This is a genomic window from Streptomyces sp. AM 2-1-1 (assembly GCF_029167645.1).
Classification (GTDB): Bacteria; Actinomycetota; Actinomycetes; order Streptomycetales; family Streptomycetaceae; genus Streptomyces.
Genome location: NZ_CP119147.1, coordinates 730,472 through 746,374, shown reverse-complemented (window position 1 = coordinate 746,374; position 15,903 = coordinate 730,472). Strand labels below are relative to the sequence as shown.

The following is a 15,903-nucleotide window of genomic DNA, read 5'->3' as shown; positions in this document are numbered from 1 at the left end:
CCCCCGAAAGGCTGTTGTCTTGAGCACCGAAGCGTTCGTCTACGACGCGATCCGCACCCCGCGCGGTCGCGGCAAGGCCAATGGGGCCCTGCACGGCACCAAGCCGATCGACCTGGTCGTCGGCCTCATCCACGAGACCCTCCGCCGCTTCCCGGATCTCGATCCGGCGGCCGTCGACGACATCGTCCTCGGTGTCGTCAGCCCGCTCGGCGACCAGGGCTCCGACATCGCGCGGATCGCCGCCATCGCGGCCGGACTCCCGGACTCCGTCGCCGGCGTCCAGGAGAACCGCTTCTGCGCCTCCGGGCTCGAAGCCGTCAACCTCGCCGCCGCGAAGGTCCGTTCGGGCTGGGAGGACCTCATCCTCGCCGGTGGCGTCGAGTCCATGTCCCGCGTCCCCATGGGCTCGGACGGCGGTGCCTGGGCGATGGACCCGATGACCAGCTTCGAGACCGGATTCGCCCCGCAGGGGATCGGCGCCGACCTCATCGCCACCATCGAGGGCTTCTCGCGCCGCGCCGTCGACGAGTACGCCGCACTCTCCCAGGAGCGTGCCGCCGAGGCATGGAAGGAGGGCCGCTTCGGCCGTTCCGTGGTGCCCGTCAAGGACCGCAACGGCCTCGTCGTGCTCGACCACGACGAGCACCTGCGCCCCGGCACCACCGCCGACTCGCTCGCCTCCCTCAAGCCCTCCTTCGCCACCATCGGCGAGATGGGCGGCTTCGACGCGGTGGCCCTGCAGAAGTACCACTGGGTCGAGAGGATCGACCACGTCCACCACGCCGGAAACTCCTCCGGGATCGTGGACGGAGCCGCGCTCGTCGCGATCGGCTCCCAGGAGGTCGGGGAGCGCTACGGCCTCACCCCGCGCGCGCGGATCGTCTCCGCCGCCGTCTCCGGCTCCGAGCCCACCATCATGCTCACCGGCCCCGCCCCCGCCACCCGCAAGGCGCTCGCCAAGGCCGGGCTCACCATCGACGACATCGACCTCGTCGAGATCAACGAGGCCTTCGCCGGAGTCGTGCTGCGCTTCGTCCGCGACATGGGCATCGACCTGGACAAGGTCAACGTCAACGGCGGAGCCATCGCGCTCGGCCACCCGCTCGGCGCCACCGGCGCGATGATCCTCGGCACCGTCGTCGACGAACTGGAACGGCGCGACCTGCGGTACGGACTCGTCACGCTCTGCGTGGGCGGCGGCATGGGCGTCGCCACCGTCGTCGAACGGCTCTGAGGGTGTGGGGCGCGCGGCCGTGACCTCGCGCCTCCACGCGTCCGACACCCCCCGGCCAGCCCCGTCCCCCGCCACGCCCGCCTGCCTACGGAGAAGAACCCCATGACCGAGAGCACCACCATCCGCTGGGAAGACGACGGGACCGGAGTCGTCACCCTCGTCCTCGACGACCCCGACCAGTCCGCCAACACGATGAACCAGGCCTTCACCCGGTCCGTCGCGGCGATCGCCGACCGCGCCGAGGCCGAGAGGGAGAACCTCCGCGGCATCATCGTCACCTCCGCGAAGAAGACCTTCTTCGCCGGCGGCGACCTCAAGGACATGATCAAGGCCCGCCCCGAGGACGCCCAGGCCGTCTTCGACACCGGGATGGCCATCAAACGCTCGCTCCGGCGCATCGAGACCCTCGGCATCCCCGTCGTCGCGGCCATCAACGGCGCGGCCCTCGGAGGCGGTTACGAGATCGCCCTCGCCTGCCACCACCGGATCGCGCTGGACGCGCCCGGCTCCCGGATCGGTCTGCCCGAGGTCACCCTCGGCCTGCTCCCGGCGGGCGGCGGCGTCACCCGCACCGTACGCCTCATGGGCATCGCCGACGCGCTGCTCAAGGTGCTGCTCCAGGGCACCCGGTACACCCCGGCACGCGCGCTGGAGAACGGCCTGGTCCACGACGTGGCCGCCACCCGCGAGGAGATGCTGGCCAAGGCCCGCGCCTTCATCGACGCGCACCCCGAGTCCCAGCAGCCCTGGGACGTGAAGGGGTACCGGATTCCCGGCGGCACCCCCTCCCACCCCCGGTTCGCCGCCAACCTCCCGGCCTTCCCGGCCAACCTCAGGAAACAGCTCGCCGGGGCCCCGATGCCCGCGCCGCGCAACATCCTGGCGGCGGCCGTCGAGGGCTCGCAGGTCGACTTCGAGACCGCGCAGACGATCGAGTCCCGCTACTTCACCGAACTGGTCACCGGCCAGGTCGCCAAGAACATGATCCAGGCGTTCTTCTTCGACCTCCAGGCGGTCAACTCCGGTGCCAGCCGCCCCGTGGGCGTCGAGCGCCGCACGGTCCGCAAGGTCGCCGTGCTCGGCGCCGGAATGATGGGCGCCGGCATCGCGTACTCCTGCGCCCGGGCCGGTATCGAGGTGGTCCTCAAGGACGTCACCACCGAGGCCGCCGCGAGGGGCAAGGCGTACAGCGAGAAGCTGCTCGCGAAGGCGCTCTCCCGGGGGCGCACGACCGAGGCCGCCCGCGACGAGCTGCTCGCCCGGATCACCCCGACCGGCGACCCCGCCGACCTGGCCGGCTGCGACGCCGTCATCGAGGCCGTCTTCGAGGACACCTCCCTCAAGCACAAGGTGTTCCAGGAGATCCAGGGCATCGTCGCTCCCGACGCGCTGCTCTGCTCCAACACCTCCACGCTGCCCATCACCGTCCTCGCCGAGGGCGTCACCCGCCCCGCCGACTTCGTCGGACTGCACTTCTTCTCGCCGGTCGACAAGATGCCGCTGGTCGAGATCATCAAGGGCGGAGCCACCGGCGACGAGGCGCTGGCCCGCGCCTTCGACCTGGTCCGCCAGATCAACAAGACCCCGATCGTGGTCAACGACTCGCGCGGCTTCTTCACCTCGCGCGTCATCGGCCAGTTCATCAACGAGGGCGTCGCGATGGTGGGCGAGGGTGTCGAGCCCGCCTCCGTCGAACAGGCCGCCGCCCAGGCCGGATACCCGGCCAAGGTCCTCTCCCTGATGGACGAGCTGACCCTCACCCTGCCCCGCAGGATCCGCGAGGAGACCCGGCGCGCGATCGAGGAGTCGGGCGGCACCTGGACCCCGCACCCCTCGGACGGCGTGGTCGACCGGATGGTCGAGGAGTTCGGGCGGCCCGGGCGCAGCGGCGGTGCGGGATTCTACGAGTACGACGAGTCGGGCCGCCGCGGCGCGCTCTGGCCGGGCCTGCGCGAGCACTTCGGCAAGGCCGACGCCGCGGTCCCGTTCGAGGACATGAAGGAGCGGATGCTCTTCTCCGAGGCCCTGGACAGCGTCCGGTGCCTGGAGGAGAACGTCCTCGTCTCCGTCGCCGACGCCAACATCGGCTCCATCATGGGCATCGGCTTCCCGCCGTGGACCGGCGGTGTCCTCAGTTACGTCAACGGGTACGAAGGCGGTCTGCCCGGCTTCGTGGCCCGCGCCCGCGAGCTCGCCGAACGGTACGGAGACCGCTTCCTGCCGCCCGCCCGGCTCGTCGAGATGGCGGCGAACGGCGAGACCTTCCACGACTGACACCGGCCGTCACGTCCCCGCAGGGGGCCCGCCACGCGGCGGGCCCCCTGCGCGCGTGAGGCCCCACGGTCACGGAGCCCGGAACGCGGCGCGCAGCTCGGCCGTCAGCGACCGCTGGAAAGCGGTCACCAGGGCCTGCATCACCAGCGGCCTCATGTGCACCGAGAGCGACTTCATCGCGGCCACGTGCTCCGGGTCCGCCTCACGCTCCCGGTACGGGCTCCACACCTCGTCCCGGAAGAGCCGCGTCAACTCGGCGGCAGCTGCCCGGGTGTGCTCCACCAGGACCGTCCGCGCCCTCAGGATCGTCTCGTGCGCGATCGGCACGTCCAGCAGCTCCACCCCCAGCCGGAGCAGCCCCGGATCAACGCGGTGGACGCCCTCCGAGGCCTTTTCGGGCGTGTCCAGCAGCACCCCCATCGCCGCCAGCCGGTCGAGGTCCTGCTCGGTGAGGGGCCGGCCCGCCCGCCGCTCCAGCTCCGCGCCGGTCATCTCCTCGACCCCGTCCGGGGCCCAGGACGCCACCAGCGCCCGGTGGATCGCCAGATCGTGCGCGCTCAGATCCTCCGGAAGCTGTTCGAGGTACCGCTCGATCGCGGCCAGCGTCATTCCCTGCCGCTGGAGTTCCTCGATCAGCGCCAGCCGCGACAGGTGCCCGTGCCCGTAGTGCCCGACCCGGCGCGGACCGATGACCGGCGGCGGCAACAGCCCCCGGGTGCTGTAGAACCGCACGGTGCGCACGGTCATCCCCGCCCGGGCCGCCAACTCGTCGACGGTGAGGGTCCACTCCTCGGGCGCGGTCGCCATGTCTGCTCCTCGGTGCCCGGAGATGGCCGGATCGGACCTGATCGCCCCGGGCGGCGATCGCGTGCAACAGTATTGCTGTCTCACCACTGTGGTGAAAGCCTCCCCGGCCGTTGCCGGTGGCCGCCCGTACCGCGCACACCATGCCGGGATCAGGTAGGCCGACGTGCACGATCACCCCGACGCGGCGCCCTCGGTCCCCGAGCCGGGCGACCGGTCGCGTCGTACCTGGTCAGGGCTGTGAGAGATTGCCCTCGTGTCCAGATCGGACACGAGTTGTCGAAGGACGTGGCCTCATGGCGAAGCTCGGAGCGGTCGATGCGCGATCCGAACTCATATCCGAAGCGCGGCGAGCCGTACGGCGCCTCGACCCGACCGAGAAGCCGGGCCTGGTACTGATCGGCAGCAGCGGGTCCGCGCCGCTCGCCATGGGCGCTCTGGGACCGATGGGCACGCTCCTCGTCGACAGGTATCTCCTCACCGTCACCGCCCGCTCCCTCTACGTCCATCGCGGGTCCCTCCTGAAGAACCGTCCCGGGAAGCTGGTCCATGTCATCCCCCTCGCCGAGACCGGCGGTCTGGTCGCCCGTGTGAAGCGGGGCAAGACCCGGAGCGCGCTGTATCTGCGATTCCCCGGCAAGGCGAAGCCGACGCGGCTGAGCATCACGTACCTGTCCCGGGACGAGATGGAGAGGTTCCTCGGCATGTTCCCCGAGGGGGGAGTAAGCGCGTAGCGCGCTACGGAGCGACGGGGCACGTCTCCCTGTAGCACCTCCGGTTAAAGTGGGCGCCGGGTGGCGGCGACACGGGGAGAGCGCATGACGGGACCGGTCGGGGGCGAGGCGCTGGACGAGGTGCTGAGGGCGAGGGCCCTCGAAGAAGCCCCGCCCTCCGACGCGCTGAGTGAGCAGATCCTCGACGCGGCACGCGAGCAGTTCATGACCTTCGGGCTGCGCCGCTCGACCGTCGACGACGTGGCCAGGCGGGCCAAGGTCTCCCGCGTGACGGTCTACCGGCGCATCGGGAACAAGGAGGCCCTGGTCTCCGCGTGTCTGCTCCGTGAGTACCGCCGTTTCGTGGGCGAGGTCGACGAGGCGGTGGCCGCGCTGCCGACCGTGGAGGACCGGCTGGTCGCCGGCTTCGTCGCGGTCCTGCGGCACGTGCGGGAACACCCGCTCATCGGTGGTCTGCTGAAGCTGGAACCGGAGGTCATGCTGCCGTTCCTCACGGTGGACGGTGGCCCGGCGCTCCTCGCCATGCGCGACTTCCTGACCGACCGCCTCCGGCACGCCCAGCGGATGGAGGGCCGGCCGGAGACCGACTCGGCGCCGGTCGCCGAGGTGATGGTGCGCATCACCGTCTCCTTCCTCCTCAACCCGCTGAGCTGCTTCGAACTCGACGACGACGAGCAGGTGGCGGCCTTCGCCCGGCGCTGCCTCGTCCCCCTCCTCACGGCCGGGTGAGCCCTTCGGGCCGGCGCACCCCGGTCCGGGACCGGGAGCGACCCCCGGGTGCCGTGCACGGAGGCACCCCCGGCCTTCCCGGCGCCTCGTCCGGGAGCGGCTCGACCGGGCGGTTCTGCGCCCAGTGCGGCCCCAGGTCGTCCAGCCGCCAGCCGAAGGGGTAGCTGCGCGGGCGCGGGCGCGAGGGCAGCCATCCGGGCCGCGCGGGCAGCAGCCGTACGACGTGGGAGCGGGCCCGTACGGCTCGTACCGCGAGCGTCCTCATCCACCCGGGCCGCGGGGTGAACCCCAGGGCGCGCAGCAGCGGTTCGTCCAGGAGCGCCAGGGCGAAGCCGGCGACCAGCGGACGCAGCGGGGACGGGTACCGGCTCGCCATCGTCCGTAACGTGGCGGTCGCGACCCGGCGGTTCGCCGGTGCCGGGGCGAACATCTCCGCCTCGTACGCGTCGAGCAGTTCCTCGAACCCCTGGTAGGTGGTGGGAACCGACGCGATGCCCATCATCCGCCCCATGGTGCGGCCGACTTCGGCGAGGGCCTGCACCTCCTGGCGGCACAGGGGGCGCCAGCCGAACCGGTCGATCCAGCGTTTGGGGCCGACCACGGTGGTGGCCAGGACGTAGAGGTAGTCCTCGTTGGGGATGCGGTAGCGGCCGTGGATGCGGTTGAGGTGGCGCGCGGCGGCCCGTCCGCGTGCGGAGTCGAAACCGTCGGCCGCCATCTCGTAGCCGATCAGCACCGTGTCGTCGTAGCGCTTCTGCCCGTTCCGCTCGAACTCCTGGGTGCGGTCCAGCAGTACGGAGATGCGCGGGACCCCGAAGTCGCGGAGGAACGCGACGCTGACGCCCTGCCGGTAGTCCCACGGGAACTCGTACTGGGACATCAGCCGCAGGATCTCGGCGCAGTCCCGCTCCGGGTCCATCCCGCGGATCGCCTTCAGGCGGCTGTAACGGCCCATGATGTGCACCCTCCTGCTGATGTGTGCGGTTCATCGTGCCGACCCCGTTCGGCGATCCGTGCCGTCCGACGGTCAAAGTCCCACCTGAGCAAGGCGGTTGACGCGGACGGGACGCTCGGAGTCAATGTTACAAATACTATTGACTTGTTTCATCGGCGCGTCAACGGGCCGGCGGGAATCCGCGCGCCGCGGCCGAGGGCGCGACCCCCGGGGCACGCCCGCCCGCACCACCCCGCCCGCCCGCTCGCATACTGGAAGCCGGACCCGCGGGCAGACCCTGCGAGGAGGCGCGGCGTCCGTCCACCGATCGCCGGGAGCACCGTATGAGCAGCCAGGGAACCGAGCGGACCGACCCCGTGCCGCCTCCGCCCGGCGGGGTGCTGTGGAGCCTCGCCGGCGATCTCCGGGGCCTGCTGATGCTGCCCGCGGCCCTCGCCCTCCAGGTCGCCCACCCGGCGGTGGGCGCGGGCGTCGACGAGCACTCCGTCTTCCGCACCGACCCGTGGGGACGCGGCGAACGCTCCCTGCGCTCCCTCCAGCTCTGGGTGTACGGGGGCGCGGAAGGGGCGGCGGAGGGGCGCCGGCTGCGCACCATGCACCGCACCATCCAGGGCACCGACTCCCGGGGGCGCCGTTACCACGCCCTCACCCCGGCGAACTACGCCTGGGTGCACGCCACCGGTTTTCCGGTCTACCGGCACGCGTCCCGCTACCTGGTGCGGCCCCTCACCGAAGCCCAGGAGCGCGCGCTGTACCGGGAGTGGCTCCAGGTCGGCCGGGTCCTCGGCATCCACGACCGGGACATGCCCCCGACGGTCGAGGAGTTCTGGCCCTACTACCGCAAGGTGCTCGCCGAGGAGGTGGAGCGGAACGCGGTGGTCGAGGAACTCGTCGCCGCCGACCGGCCCGTACCGCCGCCCGACCGGGGCCCGCTGCCCCTGCGCCTCCTCGCGCGCGTGCTGTGGCCGGTGCTCCTGCCACCGCTCGCCCGCTTCCGGTCCTTCCTCACGGTCGGTCTGATGCCGCCCGACGCCCGCGCCGCGATCGGCCTGGAGTGGACCCCGGCGCAGGAGAGACGCCTGCGGTGCTTCGGCGCGGTCGTGCGCCGCGTGGTGCCGGTCCTGCCCGAACGGCTGCGGTACCTGCCGATGGCGCGCGAGGCACGCCGCGCGGCTCGCGCGGGAGGCGCGACCGGACGGCAGGCGCGGTAGGGAACGCGAGAGCCCGGATCCGGGAAGACCCCGGCCGACGCCGCGCGGATCCCGCAGGCGCCACTCCGTGTGTGGTACTGCCTACAGGGAGTCATTTCCGGACTCCCGAAAGGTGTCACACGTGCCGCAGGACGACCAGAGGCCGGAGAGGTCACCCGTCACGGCGGACCTCCCCGAAGACTCCCGCCACGGGCGCAGACCCACCACCGACCGGGTGGTCTTCGGAGTCACCGCCGTCCTCACCCTCGCCTTCGTGCTCTGGGGTTCGATCGCGACCGACTCCCTGGAGAGCGTCTCCAACGATCTGCTCGGTGGACTCATCCACAACGGCGGCTGGGCCTTCATGCTCGCCGCTTCCGGTTTCGTGGTCTTCGCGCTCTGGCTGGCGATCAGCCGCTACGGCAGGATCTCGCTCGGCCAGGAAGGGGAGGAACCCGAGTTCCGCACCGTCTCCTGGGTCGCGATGATGTTCAGCGCCGGCATGGGCATCGGCCTGATGTTCTACGGGGTGAGCGAACCGCTGGCCCACTTCACCGATCCGCCGCCGGGTACCCGCCCCGTCGACGAGGCCGAGGCGATGCAGACCGCCATGGCCACCACCCTCTTCCACTGGACGCTCCACCCCTGGGCGATCTACGCCGTCGTCGGGCTCGCCATCGCGTACAGCACCTACCGGCGGCGCCGGCGGCAGACGATCAGCGCCGTCTTCGAGCCGCTCATCGGGGAGCGCCACGCCCGGGGCGGTTCCGGCCGGGTCATCGACATCCTCGCGATCTTCGCGACGCTCTTCGGCTCCGCAGCCTCCCTCGGCCTGGGCGCGCTCCAGATCGGCAGCGGGTTCCACGAGCTCGACTGGCGGGAGAAGACGGGCACCGGCCTGCTGGTCGCCATCATCGCCGTGCTGACCGTGGCCTTCGTCGCCTCGGCCGTCTCCGGGGTGGAGAAGGGCATCCAGTGGCTCTCCAACATCAACATGGTGCTCGCCCTGATCCTCGCCGTCTTCGTGTTCGTCGCGGGCCCCACGATCATCGTGCTCGACCTGCTGCCCACCTCCATCGCCGAGTACTTCCGCGAACTGCCCCAGCTCGCCGGGCGCACCGAGGCGACCGGGGAGGGCGAGGTCGCCGACTGGCTGGCCTCCTGGACCGTCTTCTACTGGGCCTGGTGGATCTCCTGGACGCCGTTCGTCGGCATGTTCATCGCCCGCATCAGCCGCGGACGCACCATCCGGCAGTTCATCGGCGGGGTCATCCTGGTGCCGAGCACGGTCAGCCTCGTCTGGTTCGCGATCTTCGGCGGCTCCGCGATCCGGCTCAAGGAGGCCGGCGAACTCGGCGGCGCCGACACCCCCGAGGCGCAGCTCTTCGGTGTGCTCCAGCAGTTCCCGGCCGCCACCCTGATGAGCATCCTGGTGATGATCCTCGTGGGCATCTTCTTCGTCTCCGGCGCCGACGCCGCCTCCATCGTCATGGGCACGCTCTCGCAGAAGGGGGTGCTGGAGCCGCACCGCTGGGTGGTCGTCTTCTGGGGCGTCGTCACCGGGGCGGTGGCCGCCGTGATGCTGCTCATCGGCGACGGCGAGGGCGACGCGCTGGCCGGGCTGCAGAACCTCACCATCCTGGTCGCCGCGCCCTTCACGATCGTGATGGTCGGCATGTGCGTCGCCCTCATGCGGGACCTGCGCCAGGACCCGCTCATCGTCCGCCACGAGTTCGGCGTCGAGGCGGTCGAGAGCGCGGTCATCCAGGGCCACGCCAGGTACGACGGCGACTTCGAGATCCGGATCGGCCCGGGCAGCGAGATCACCGAGGACCACCGGCACCAGCACGAGGACCCGGCCTCCCCGCCGGACCGGCCGACGACCGGCTGACCCGCCACCCGCGCGGTGCGGAGGCGGCGGTGTCCGCCGTCCCCCCTCGGCCCGCCGGCCGGGACGTCCGGCCGGCGGTGGGGCGACAGGGGGTCACGGAGCCCGGAGCGCGATGCGGTCCACCAGCCGGGCCGCGGCCCGCGCGCAGCCCCAGGCCACCGTGACACCCGCGCCGCCGTGCCCGTAGTTGTGGACCAGCCGGCCCCCGCCCGGCAGGTCCTCCGCCTCGATCCGCACCCCCGCGTCCCGGGCCGGCCGCAGCCCCACCCGGTGCCCCAGGACACGGGCCCCGGCGATCACGGGACGGATCCGCGTGCACCGCGCCACGATCTCCGCGGCGATGTCCGGGTCCGGCTCCAGGGACCAGTCGTCGTCCTGCGCCGTCCCGCCCAGCACCAGCCCGTACGGCTGGGGGAAGGCGTACGTCGTCCAGCCCGTCGCCGGATCGGGCGCGGCGAACCACTCGGTGATCCCCGGGTTCTCCACCACGACCAGCTGCCCGCGCACCGGACGCACCCCGTCGTCCGGGGCCAGCGCCGCGGCCCCCAGCCCGGCGCAGTCGACGACCACCGGGGCTTCGGCGGCGGCCTCCCCGAAGCCGTGCACCGCCCGCCGCTCGACCGTGCCGCCCGCGGCCCGCAGCCGCCGCTCCAGCCACGCCAGGTGGTCGGCCATGCTGAGCAGCGGCAGCGTCACCCGCAGCCCTTCGGCCCCCTCCACCGCGTCCGCGAGCCGCTCCGCCCACGGGCCCAGCGCCGCCAGGCGCTCGCCCAGGTGGACCCCCGCCACCATCCGTACCCCGGTCTCCTCCGGGCCGGCCGCCAGCTCCCGGTGGACCGCGAGGGTCTCCAGGGCCCAGTCGCCCACCGACCGGGCCGGCTCGATCCGGTACGGCCACCACAGGGCCCCCGCCACCGCCGAGGTCGTGTCCCCGGCCGCGTCCCTCGACCAGACGCGCACCCGGTGGCCCCGTTCCGCCAGCACCAGCGCCGTCGTCAGTCCGCTGACCCCGCCGCCCACCACGATCACGTCCGGCATGCCGCACCCCCGTCGCCGCTCGTACACCCGTCCCCGCGGGCCGGTGTCCCCGCCCTGCGGATCCTGCCCCGGCACGGCACCGGCGACGCTTCCGGGGGCCGTCAGTGGCCGCCCCGCGGGGGCTCGCAGTCGGTGCCGTCGGGGTAGCCGCCGAAGGCGTCCGCCGAGGTGGCGCCGCGGTTCATCGTTCCTTCCACGCACCAGGGGGACGCGGGGAAGACGATGAGGAAGCCGACTCCCGTCGGGCCGTTCTCGTAGGCCGTCGCGGTGCGGTAGCCGAGTCGGTCGAGCACGTCCTTCACGTGTCGCGGTGAGAAATCACCGCGCTCGCGCAACGGTTCGAGCGCGCTCTCGACGCGTCCGGTCACGGCGAGCCCGTCGCAGCGGCTCCGGCCGTGGAGCGGGAGGGGAACCCTGAATCCGTGGTTCTCGGCGTAGTGGTCGGTCGGCGCGGCGGTCGCGGCCGGTGCGGTGGCGCCGGCGGGAGGCGACGGCTCGGGGTCTTCGCCGGGGCAGGGGAAGTCCGCCGACCCGCTCGACGGCGGGCGCGAAGGCAGCCCCGCCCCGGTGGCGTCCCCGGGCCGGTGCGTCCCGCACCCCGCCGCCGCTGCCAGCAGCAGCACCGCCGGCAGCATCCCGTACCCGCGCCTTCCCGATCCCGTCATCGGCCGATCCTCCTCGGTGTCCCGGTGGAAACTCATGGGTCCCGTTACCCGGACGCGGCAACGGTCCGGTCAGGTTCCGGCGGAGCCCCCGCGACCCGCGCCGCCGGGAGGTTCCCTCCGGGCCCGGGGCCGGGCCGGTTGACGGTCGGGCGGCACGGAACGCTTAGGATCGGCACCCTGATGACTGCCACTCTCGTCGCCAAGGACCTCGCCGCCGGACACGGCGACCGCACGCTCTTCTCCGGGCTCGACCTCGTCGTCGCCCCCGGGGACGTGATCGGTCTCGTCGGGGTCAACGGGGCCGGAAAATCCTCCCTGCTCCGGCTGCTCGCGGGGCTGGACCGGCCCGAGGCGGGGGAGCTGCGGCTCTCCCCGCCCACCGCAGGCGTCGGCCACCTCCCGCAGGAGCCCGAACGGCGCCCCGGGGAGACGGTCCGGGACTTCCTCGCCCGGCGCACCGGCGTCGCCGACGCCCAGGCCGCCATGGACGCCGCCACCCAGGCCCTGATGGACGGGGCGCCCGGCTCCGACGACGCGTACTCCGAATCCCTGGAACGCTGGCTCGACCTCGGCGGCGCCGACCTCGACGAGCGGGCCGAGGAGGTGGTCGCCGACCTCGGACTCACCGTCGGCCTCGACCTCCCCATGACGGCGCTCTCCGGCGGACAGGCCGCCCGTGCCGGTCTCGCCTCCCTGCTGCTCTCCCGCTACGACATCTTCCTGCTGGACGAGCCCACCAACGATCTCGACCTCGGCGGGCTGGAGCGCCTCGAACGCTTCGTCTCCGGGCTGCGCGCCGGGACCGTCGTCATCAGCCACGACCGCGAGTTCCTCACCCGCACGGTCACCAAGGTCCTCGAACTCGACCTCGCCCAGCAGCGGATCAACCTCTACGGCGGGGGTTACGCCTCCTACCTGGAGGAGCGGGAGCGGGCCCGCAACCACGCCCGCGAGGAGTTCGACGAGTACGCCGACAAGAAGTCGGCCCTCGAAGGCCGCGCCCAGATGCAGCGGGGCTGGATGGACAAGGGCGTCAAGAACGCCCGGCGCAAGGCCACCGATTCCGACAAGCTGGGCCGCAAGTTCCGCAGCGAGGCGAGCGAGAAGCAGGCCGCCAAGGCACGGCAGACCCAGCGCATGATCGAACGCCTGGACGTCGTCGACGAGCCGCGCAAGGAGTGGGAGCTGCGGATGGAGATCGCCACCGCGCCGCGCTCCGGCTCGGTGGTCGCCACCCTCCGCGAAGCCCGCGTGACCCGGGGCGACTTCGTCTTCGGACCCGCCTCCCTCCAGGTCGACTGGGCCGACCGTGTCGCCATCACCGGTGCCAACGGGGCGGGCAAGTCCACCCTGCTGGCAGCGCTGTTGGGGCGGGTGCCGGTCGACTCCGGTTCCGCCGTGCTGGGTTCGGGCGTCGTAGTGGGCGAGGTCGACCAGGCGCGCAAGCTCTTCCTCGGTGACGAGACGCTGTTGGCGGCCTTCTGCGCGGCCGTCCCGGACACCGAACCCGCCGAAGTGCGCACCCTGCTGGCCAAGTTCGGCCTGCGCGCCGACCACGTCATGCGTCCGGCGACCACGCTGTCGCCCGGTGAGCGGACCCGCGCGGCGCTCGCCCTGCTCCAGGGCAAGGGCGTCAACCTGCTGGTGCTGGACGAGCCCACCAACCATCTGGACCTGCCCGCCATCGAGCAACTGGAGTCCGCGCTCGACTCGTACGACGGCACGCTCCTGCTGGTCACCCACGACCGGCGGATGCTGGAGGCGGTCCGTACGACCCGGCGCATCGAGGTCGCGGACGGCAGGATCACGGAACTCTGATCGCCTCGGCCCGACACGCGGGACGGGCCGACCCTCCGGGGCCGGCCCGTCCCGCGTTCTCCGTCGCCGTCAGCGCTTGCCGCGGCCCTGACCCGGATCCGCGATACCGGCCCGGCGCAGGGCGTCGGCCATCGCGCTGTTGGCGGGCGCGGGGGCGGCCGGGGGGCGGGCGCCGGCCGAGCCGTTGCCCGCCGAACCGCCGCCGCGCCGGTCACCGCCCTGCCGCCGGTCGCCGCCGCCCTCCGACTGGCGCGGGCGCGGCGGCCGGCCGCCCTGGGCCGGAGCCGCCTCGCGTTCGCGCCGGCCGCCGCCCGCGCCCGCGGTCGCCTCGTCGTCCAGCCGCAGCGTCAACGAGATCCGTTTGCGGGGGACGTCGACGTCCCTCACCTTGACCTTGACGATGTCCCCGGGCTTCACGACGTCGCGGGGGTCCTTCACGAAGGTCCGCGACATCGCCGACACGTGGACCAGGCCGTCCTGGTGGACACCGACGTCCACGAACGCGCCGAAGGCCGCGACGTTGGTGACCACGCCCTCCAGGAGCATCCCCGGCTCCAGGTCGCCGATCTTCTCGACGCCCTCCTTGAAGGTGGCGGTCTTGAAGGCGGGACGCGGGTCGCGCCCCGGCTTCTCCAGCTCCCTCAGGATGTCGGTCACCGTCGGCAGGCCGAAGGTGTCGTCCACGAACGCGTCGGCCCGCAGCGACCGCAGGACCTCCGTGTTGCCGATGAGGGACGCCACCTCGGTGCCCGCCGTCTTCACCATCCGGCGCACCACCGGGTACGCCTCCGGGTGCACGCTCGACGCGTCCAGCGGATCGTCCCCGTCCCGGATGCGGAGGAAGCCCGCACACTGCTCGTACGCCTTCGGGCCGAGCCGGGCCACGTCCTTGAGGGCCTTGCGGGAGCGGAAGGGGCCGTGCGCGTCACGGTGCGCGACGATGTTCTCGGCGAGCCCGGAGCTGATCCCCGACACCCGCGAGAGGAGCGGCGTGGACGCCGTGTTGACGTCGACACCCACCCCGTTGACGCAGTCCTCGACGACCGCGTCCAGGGAGCGGGAGAGCCTCACCTCGGACAGGTCGTGCTGGTACTGGCCGACGCCGATCGACTTCGGGTCGATCTTCACCAGCTCGGCCAGCGGGTCCTGGAGGCGCCGGGCGATCGACACCGCCCCGCGCAACGACACGTCCATGCCCGGGAGTTCCTGCGAGGCGAAGGCGGACGCGGAGTACACGGACGCCCCCGCCTCCGACACCATCACCTTGGTGAGCCCCAGCTCCGGGTGCCTGTCGCAGAGTTCACCCGCCAGCTTGTCCGTCTCACGCGACGCGGTGCCGTTGCCGATGGCGATCAGATCCACCGCGTGGGTGCGGCAGAGCCGCTCCAGCTTCGCCAGCGACTCGTCCCACCGGTTGGCCGGGACGTGCGGGTGGATGACATCGGTCGCCACCGCCTTGCCCGTCGCGTCGACCACCGCGACCTTCACCCCCGTACGGAATCCGGGGTCGAGCCCCAGCGTCGCCCGGGTGCCCGCCGGAGCGGCCAGCAGCAGATCGCGGAGGTTGGACGCGAAGACGCGTACCGCCTCGTCCTCCGCCGCGGTACGCAGCCGCAGTCGCAGGTCGATGCCGAGGTGCACCAGGATGCGGGTCCGCCAGGCCCACCGGACCGTGTCGCCCAGCCACTTGTCGCCCGGCCGTCCCCGGTCAGCGATGCCGAAGCGGCGCGCCACCATCCGCTCGTACGCGGAGGGGCCCGGCTCCCCGGAGGGCTCCTCGGGCTCCAGCACCAGGTCGAGCACGTCCTCCTTCTCGCCCCGGAGCATGGCGAGGATCCGGTGCGAGGGGAGCGCGGTGAAGGGTTCGGTGAAGTCGAAGTAGTCGGCGAACTTCGAGCCCTCCTCCTCCTTGCCCGCCCGCACCTTCGCCGCGAGCCGCCCCCGCGTCCACATGCGCTCGCGCAGCTCGCCGGTCAGGTCGGCGTCCTCGGAGAAGCGCTCGGTGAGGATCGAGCGAGCTCCTTCCAGCGCCGCCGCGCCGTCCGCGATCCCCTTCCCGGCGTCCACGTACGCCGCCGCGGCGGCGAGCGGGTCGACGGACGGGTCCCCGAGCAGCCCGTCGGCCAGCGGCTCCAGCCCGGCCTCCCGGGCGATCTGCGCCTTCGTCCGCCGCTTCGGCTTGAACGGCAGGTAGATGTCCTCCAGGCGCGACTTGGTGTCGGCCGCCCGGATGCGGGCCTCCAGGGCCTCGTCGAGCTTGCCCTGTTCACGGACGGATTCGAGGATCGCGGAGCGGCGGTCCTCCAGCTCCCGCAGGTAGCGCAGCCGCTCCTCCAGCGTGCGCAGCTGCGCGTCGTCGAGCATCTCCGTCGCTTCCTTGCGGTAGCGCGCGATGAACGGGACGGTCGACCCGCCGTCGAGCAAGGCGACGGCTGCCGTCACCTGTCGCTCACGTACGCCGAGTTCCTCGGCGATCCTGCCTTCGATGGACGTCGTCACGGTGTTCCCGGCTCGCCTTCTCGTACTGGCTGTGGTGCTGGCTCTGCTGACGCGCCCCCGCGCGCGGCACGG

The 15,903-nt window shown here is 72.5% G+C and carries 12 protein-coding genes; 7 read left to right on the top strand and 5 right to left on the bottom strand.

The features are described 5' to 3' along the window. The first annotated feature begins 19 nt into the window (after positions 1–19). Positions 20–1,234: an acetyl-CoA C-acetyltransferase gene (locus PZB77_RS03135; RefSeq protein WP_275490970.1), complete on the top strand. Its 1,215-nt coding sequence runs from the start codon at positions 20–22 to the stop codon at positions 1,232–1,234. A 102-nt stretch (positions 1,235–1,336) separates the two neighbouring features. Beyond that, the gene (locus PZB77_RS03130) at positions 1,337–3,508 is read left to right on the top strand and encodes a 3-hydroxyacyl-CoA dehydrogenase NAD-binding domain-containing protein (RefSeq protein ID WP_275490969.1); all 2,172 of its coding nucleotides are present in this window, start codon (positions 1,337–1,339) and stop codon (positions 3,506–3,508) included. A 69-nt stretch (positions 3,509–3,577) separates the two neighbouring features. On the opposite strand, the gene PZB77_RS03125 is transcribed toward PZB77_RS03130, so the two are convergent. After that, positions 3,578–4,315 carry a MerR family transcriptional regulator gene (locus PZB77_RS03125; protein ID WP_275490968.1) on the bottom strand — a complete coding sequence of 246 codons (738 nt, stop codon included), beginning with the start codon at positions 4,313–4,315 and terminating at the stop codon, positions 3,578–3,580. Between the two features lie 293 nt (positions 4,316–4,608). Here PZB77_RS03125 and PZB77_RS03120 point away from each other — a divergent pair, with 293 nt between their 5' ends. Both PZB77_RS03120 and PZB77_RS03115 read left to right on the top strand, forming a co-directional pair. Further along, a complete protein-coding gene (locus PZB77_RS03120; RefSeq protein WP_275490967.1) occupies positions 4,609–5,046 on the top strand; it encodes a hypothetical protein in 438 nt (145 codons plus the stop codon). Positions 5,047–5,130: 84 nt separating this feature from the next. After that, the gene (locus PZB77_RS03115; RefSeq protein ID WP_275490966.1) at positions 5,131–5,775 is read left to right on the top strand and encodes a TetR/AcrR family transcriptional regulator; all 645 of its coding nucleotides are present in this window, start codon (positions 5,131–5,133) and stop codon (positions 5,773–5,775) included. On the opposite strand, the gene PZB77_RS03110 is transcribed toward PZB77_RS03115, so the two are convergent. Beyond that, on the bottom strand, positions 5,762–6,730 hold the full coding sequence (locus PZB77_RS03110; RefSeq protein WP_275490965.1) for an oxygenase MpaB family protein: 969 nt from the start codon (positions 6,728–6,730) through the stop codon (positions 5,762–5,764). The genes PZB77_RS03115 and PZB77_RS03110 overlap by 14 nt on opposite strands. A 323-nt stretch (positions 6,731–7,053) precedes the next feature. Between PZB77_RS03110 and PZB77_RS03105 the strand changes: the two genes are divergently transcribed. Further along, positions 7,054–7,941: an oxygenase MpaB family protein gene (locus tag PZB77_RS03105; RefSeq protein WP_275490964.1), complete on the top strand. Its 888-nt coding sequence runs from the start codon at positions 7,054–7,056 to the stop codon at positions 7,939–7,941. A gap of 121 nt (positions 7,942–8,062) precedes the next feature. Further along, positions 8,063–9,811, top strand: coding sequence for a BCCT family transporter (locus tag PZB77_RS03100; protein WP_275490963.1), 1,749 nt, complete (start codon positions 8,063–8,065; stop codon positions 9,809–9,811). Positions 9,812–9,904: 93 nt separating this feature from the next. Here the strand turns inward: PZB77_RS03100 and PZB77_RS03095 are convergent, their stop codons facing one another. Together PZB77_RS03095 and PZB77_RS03090 are read right to left on the bottom strand one after the other, a co-directional pair. Then, on the bottom strand, positions 9,905–10,849 hold the full coding sequence (locus PZB77_RS03095; protein WP_275490962.1) for an FAD-dependent oxidoreductase: 945 nt from the start codon (positions 10,847–10,849) through the stop codon (positions 9,905–9,907). A 101-nt stretch (positions 10,850–10,950) separates the two neighbouring features. Next, complete coding sequence (locus PZB77_RS03090; protein WP_275490961.1) at positions 10,951–11,514, bottom strand: hypothetical protein; 564 nt, start codon at positions 11,512–11,514, stop codon at positions 10,951–10,953. Between the two features lie 180 nt (positions 11,515–11,694). On the opposite strand from PZB77_RS03090, the gene PZB77_RS03085 reads away from it, so the two are divergent. Further along, on the top strand, positions 11,695–13,332 hold the full coding sequence (locus tag PZB77_RS03085) for an ABC-F family ATP-binding cassette domain-containing protein (protein WP_275490960.1): 1,638 nt from the start codon (positions 11,695–11,697) through the stop codon (positions 13,330–13,332). A 69-nt stretch (positions 13,333–13,401) separates the two neighbouring features. On the opposite strand, the gene PZB77_RS03080 is transcribed toward PZB77_RS03085, so the two are convergent. Continuing rightward, positions 13,402–15,831 (bottom strand): Tex family protein, encoded by a 2,430-nt coding sequence (locus tag PZB77_RS03080; protein ID WP_275490959.1) that lies wholly within the window; start codon positions 15,829–15,831, stop codon positions 13,402–13,404. Positions 15,832–15,903 lie beyond the last annotated feature (72 nt).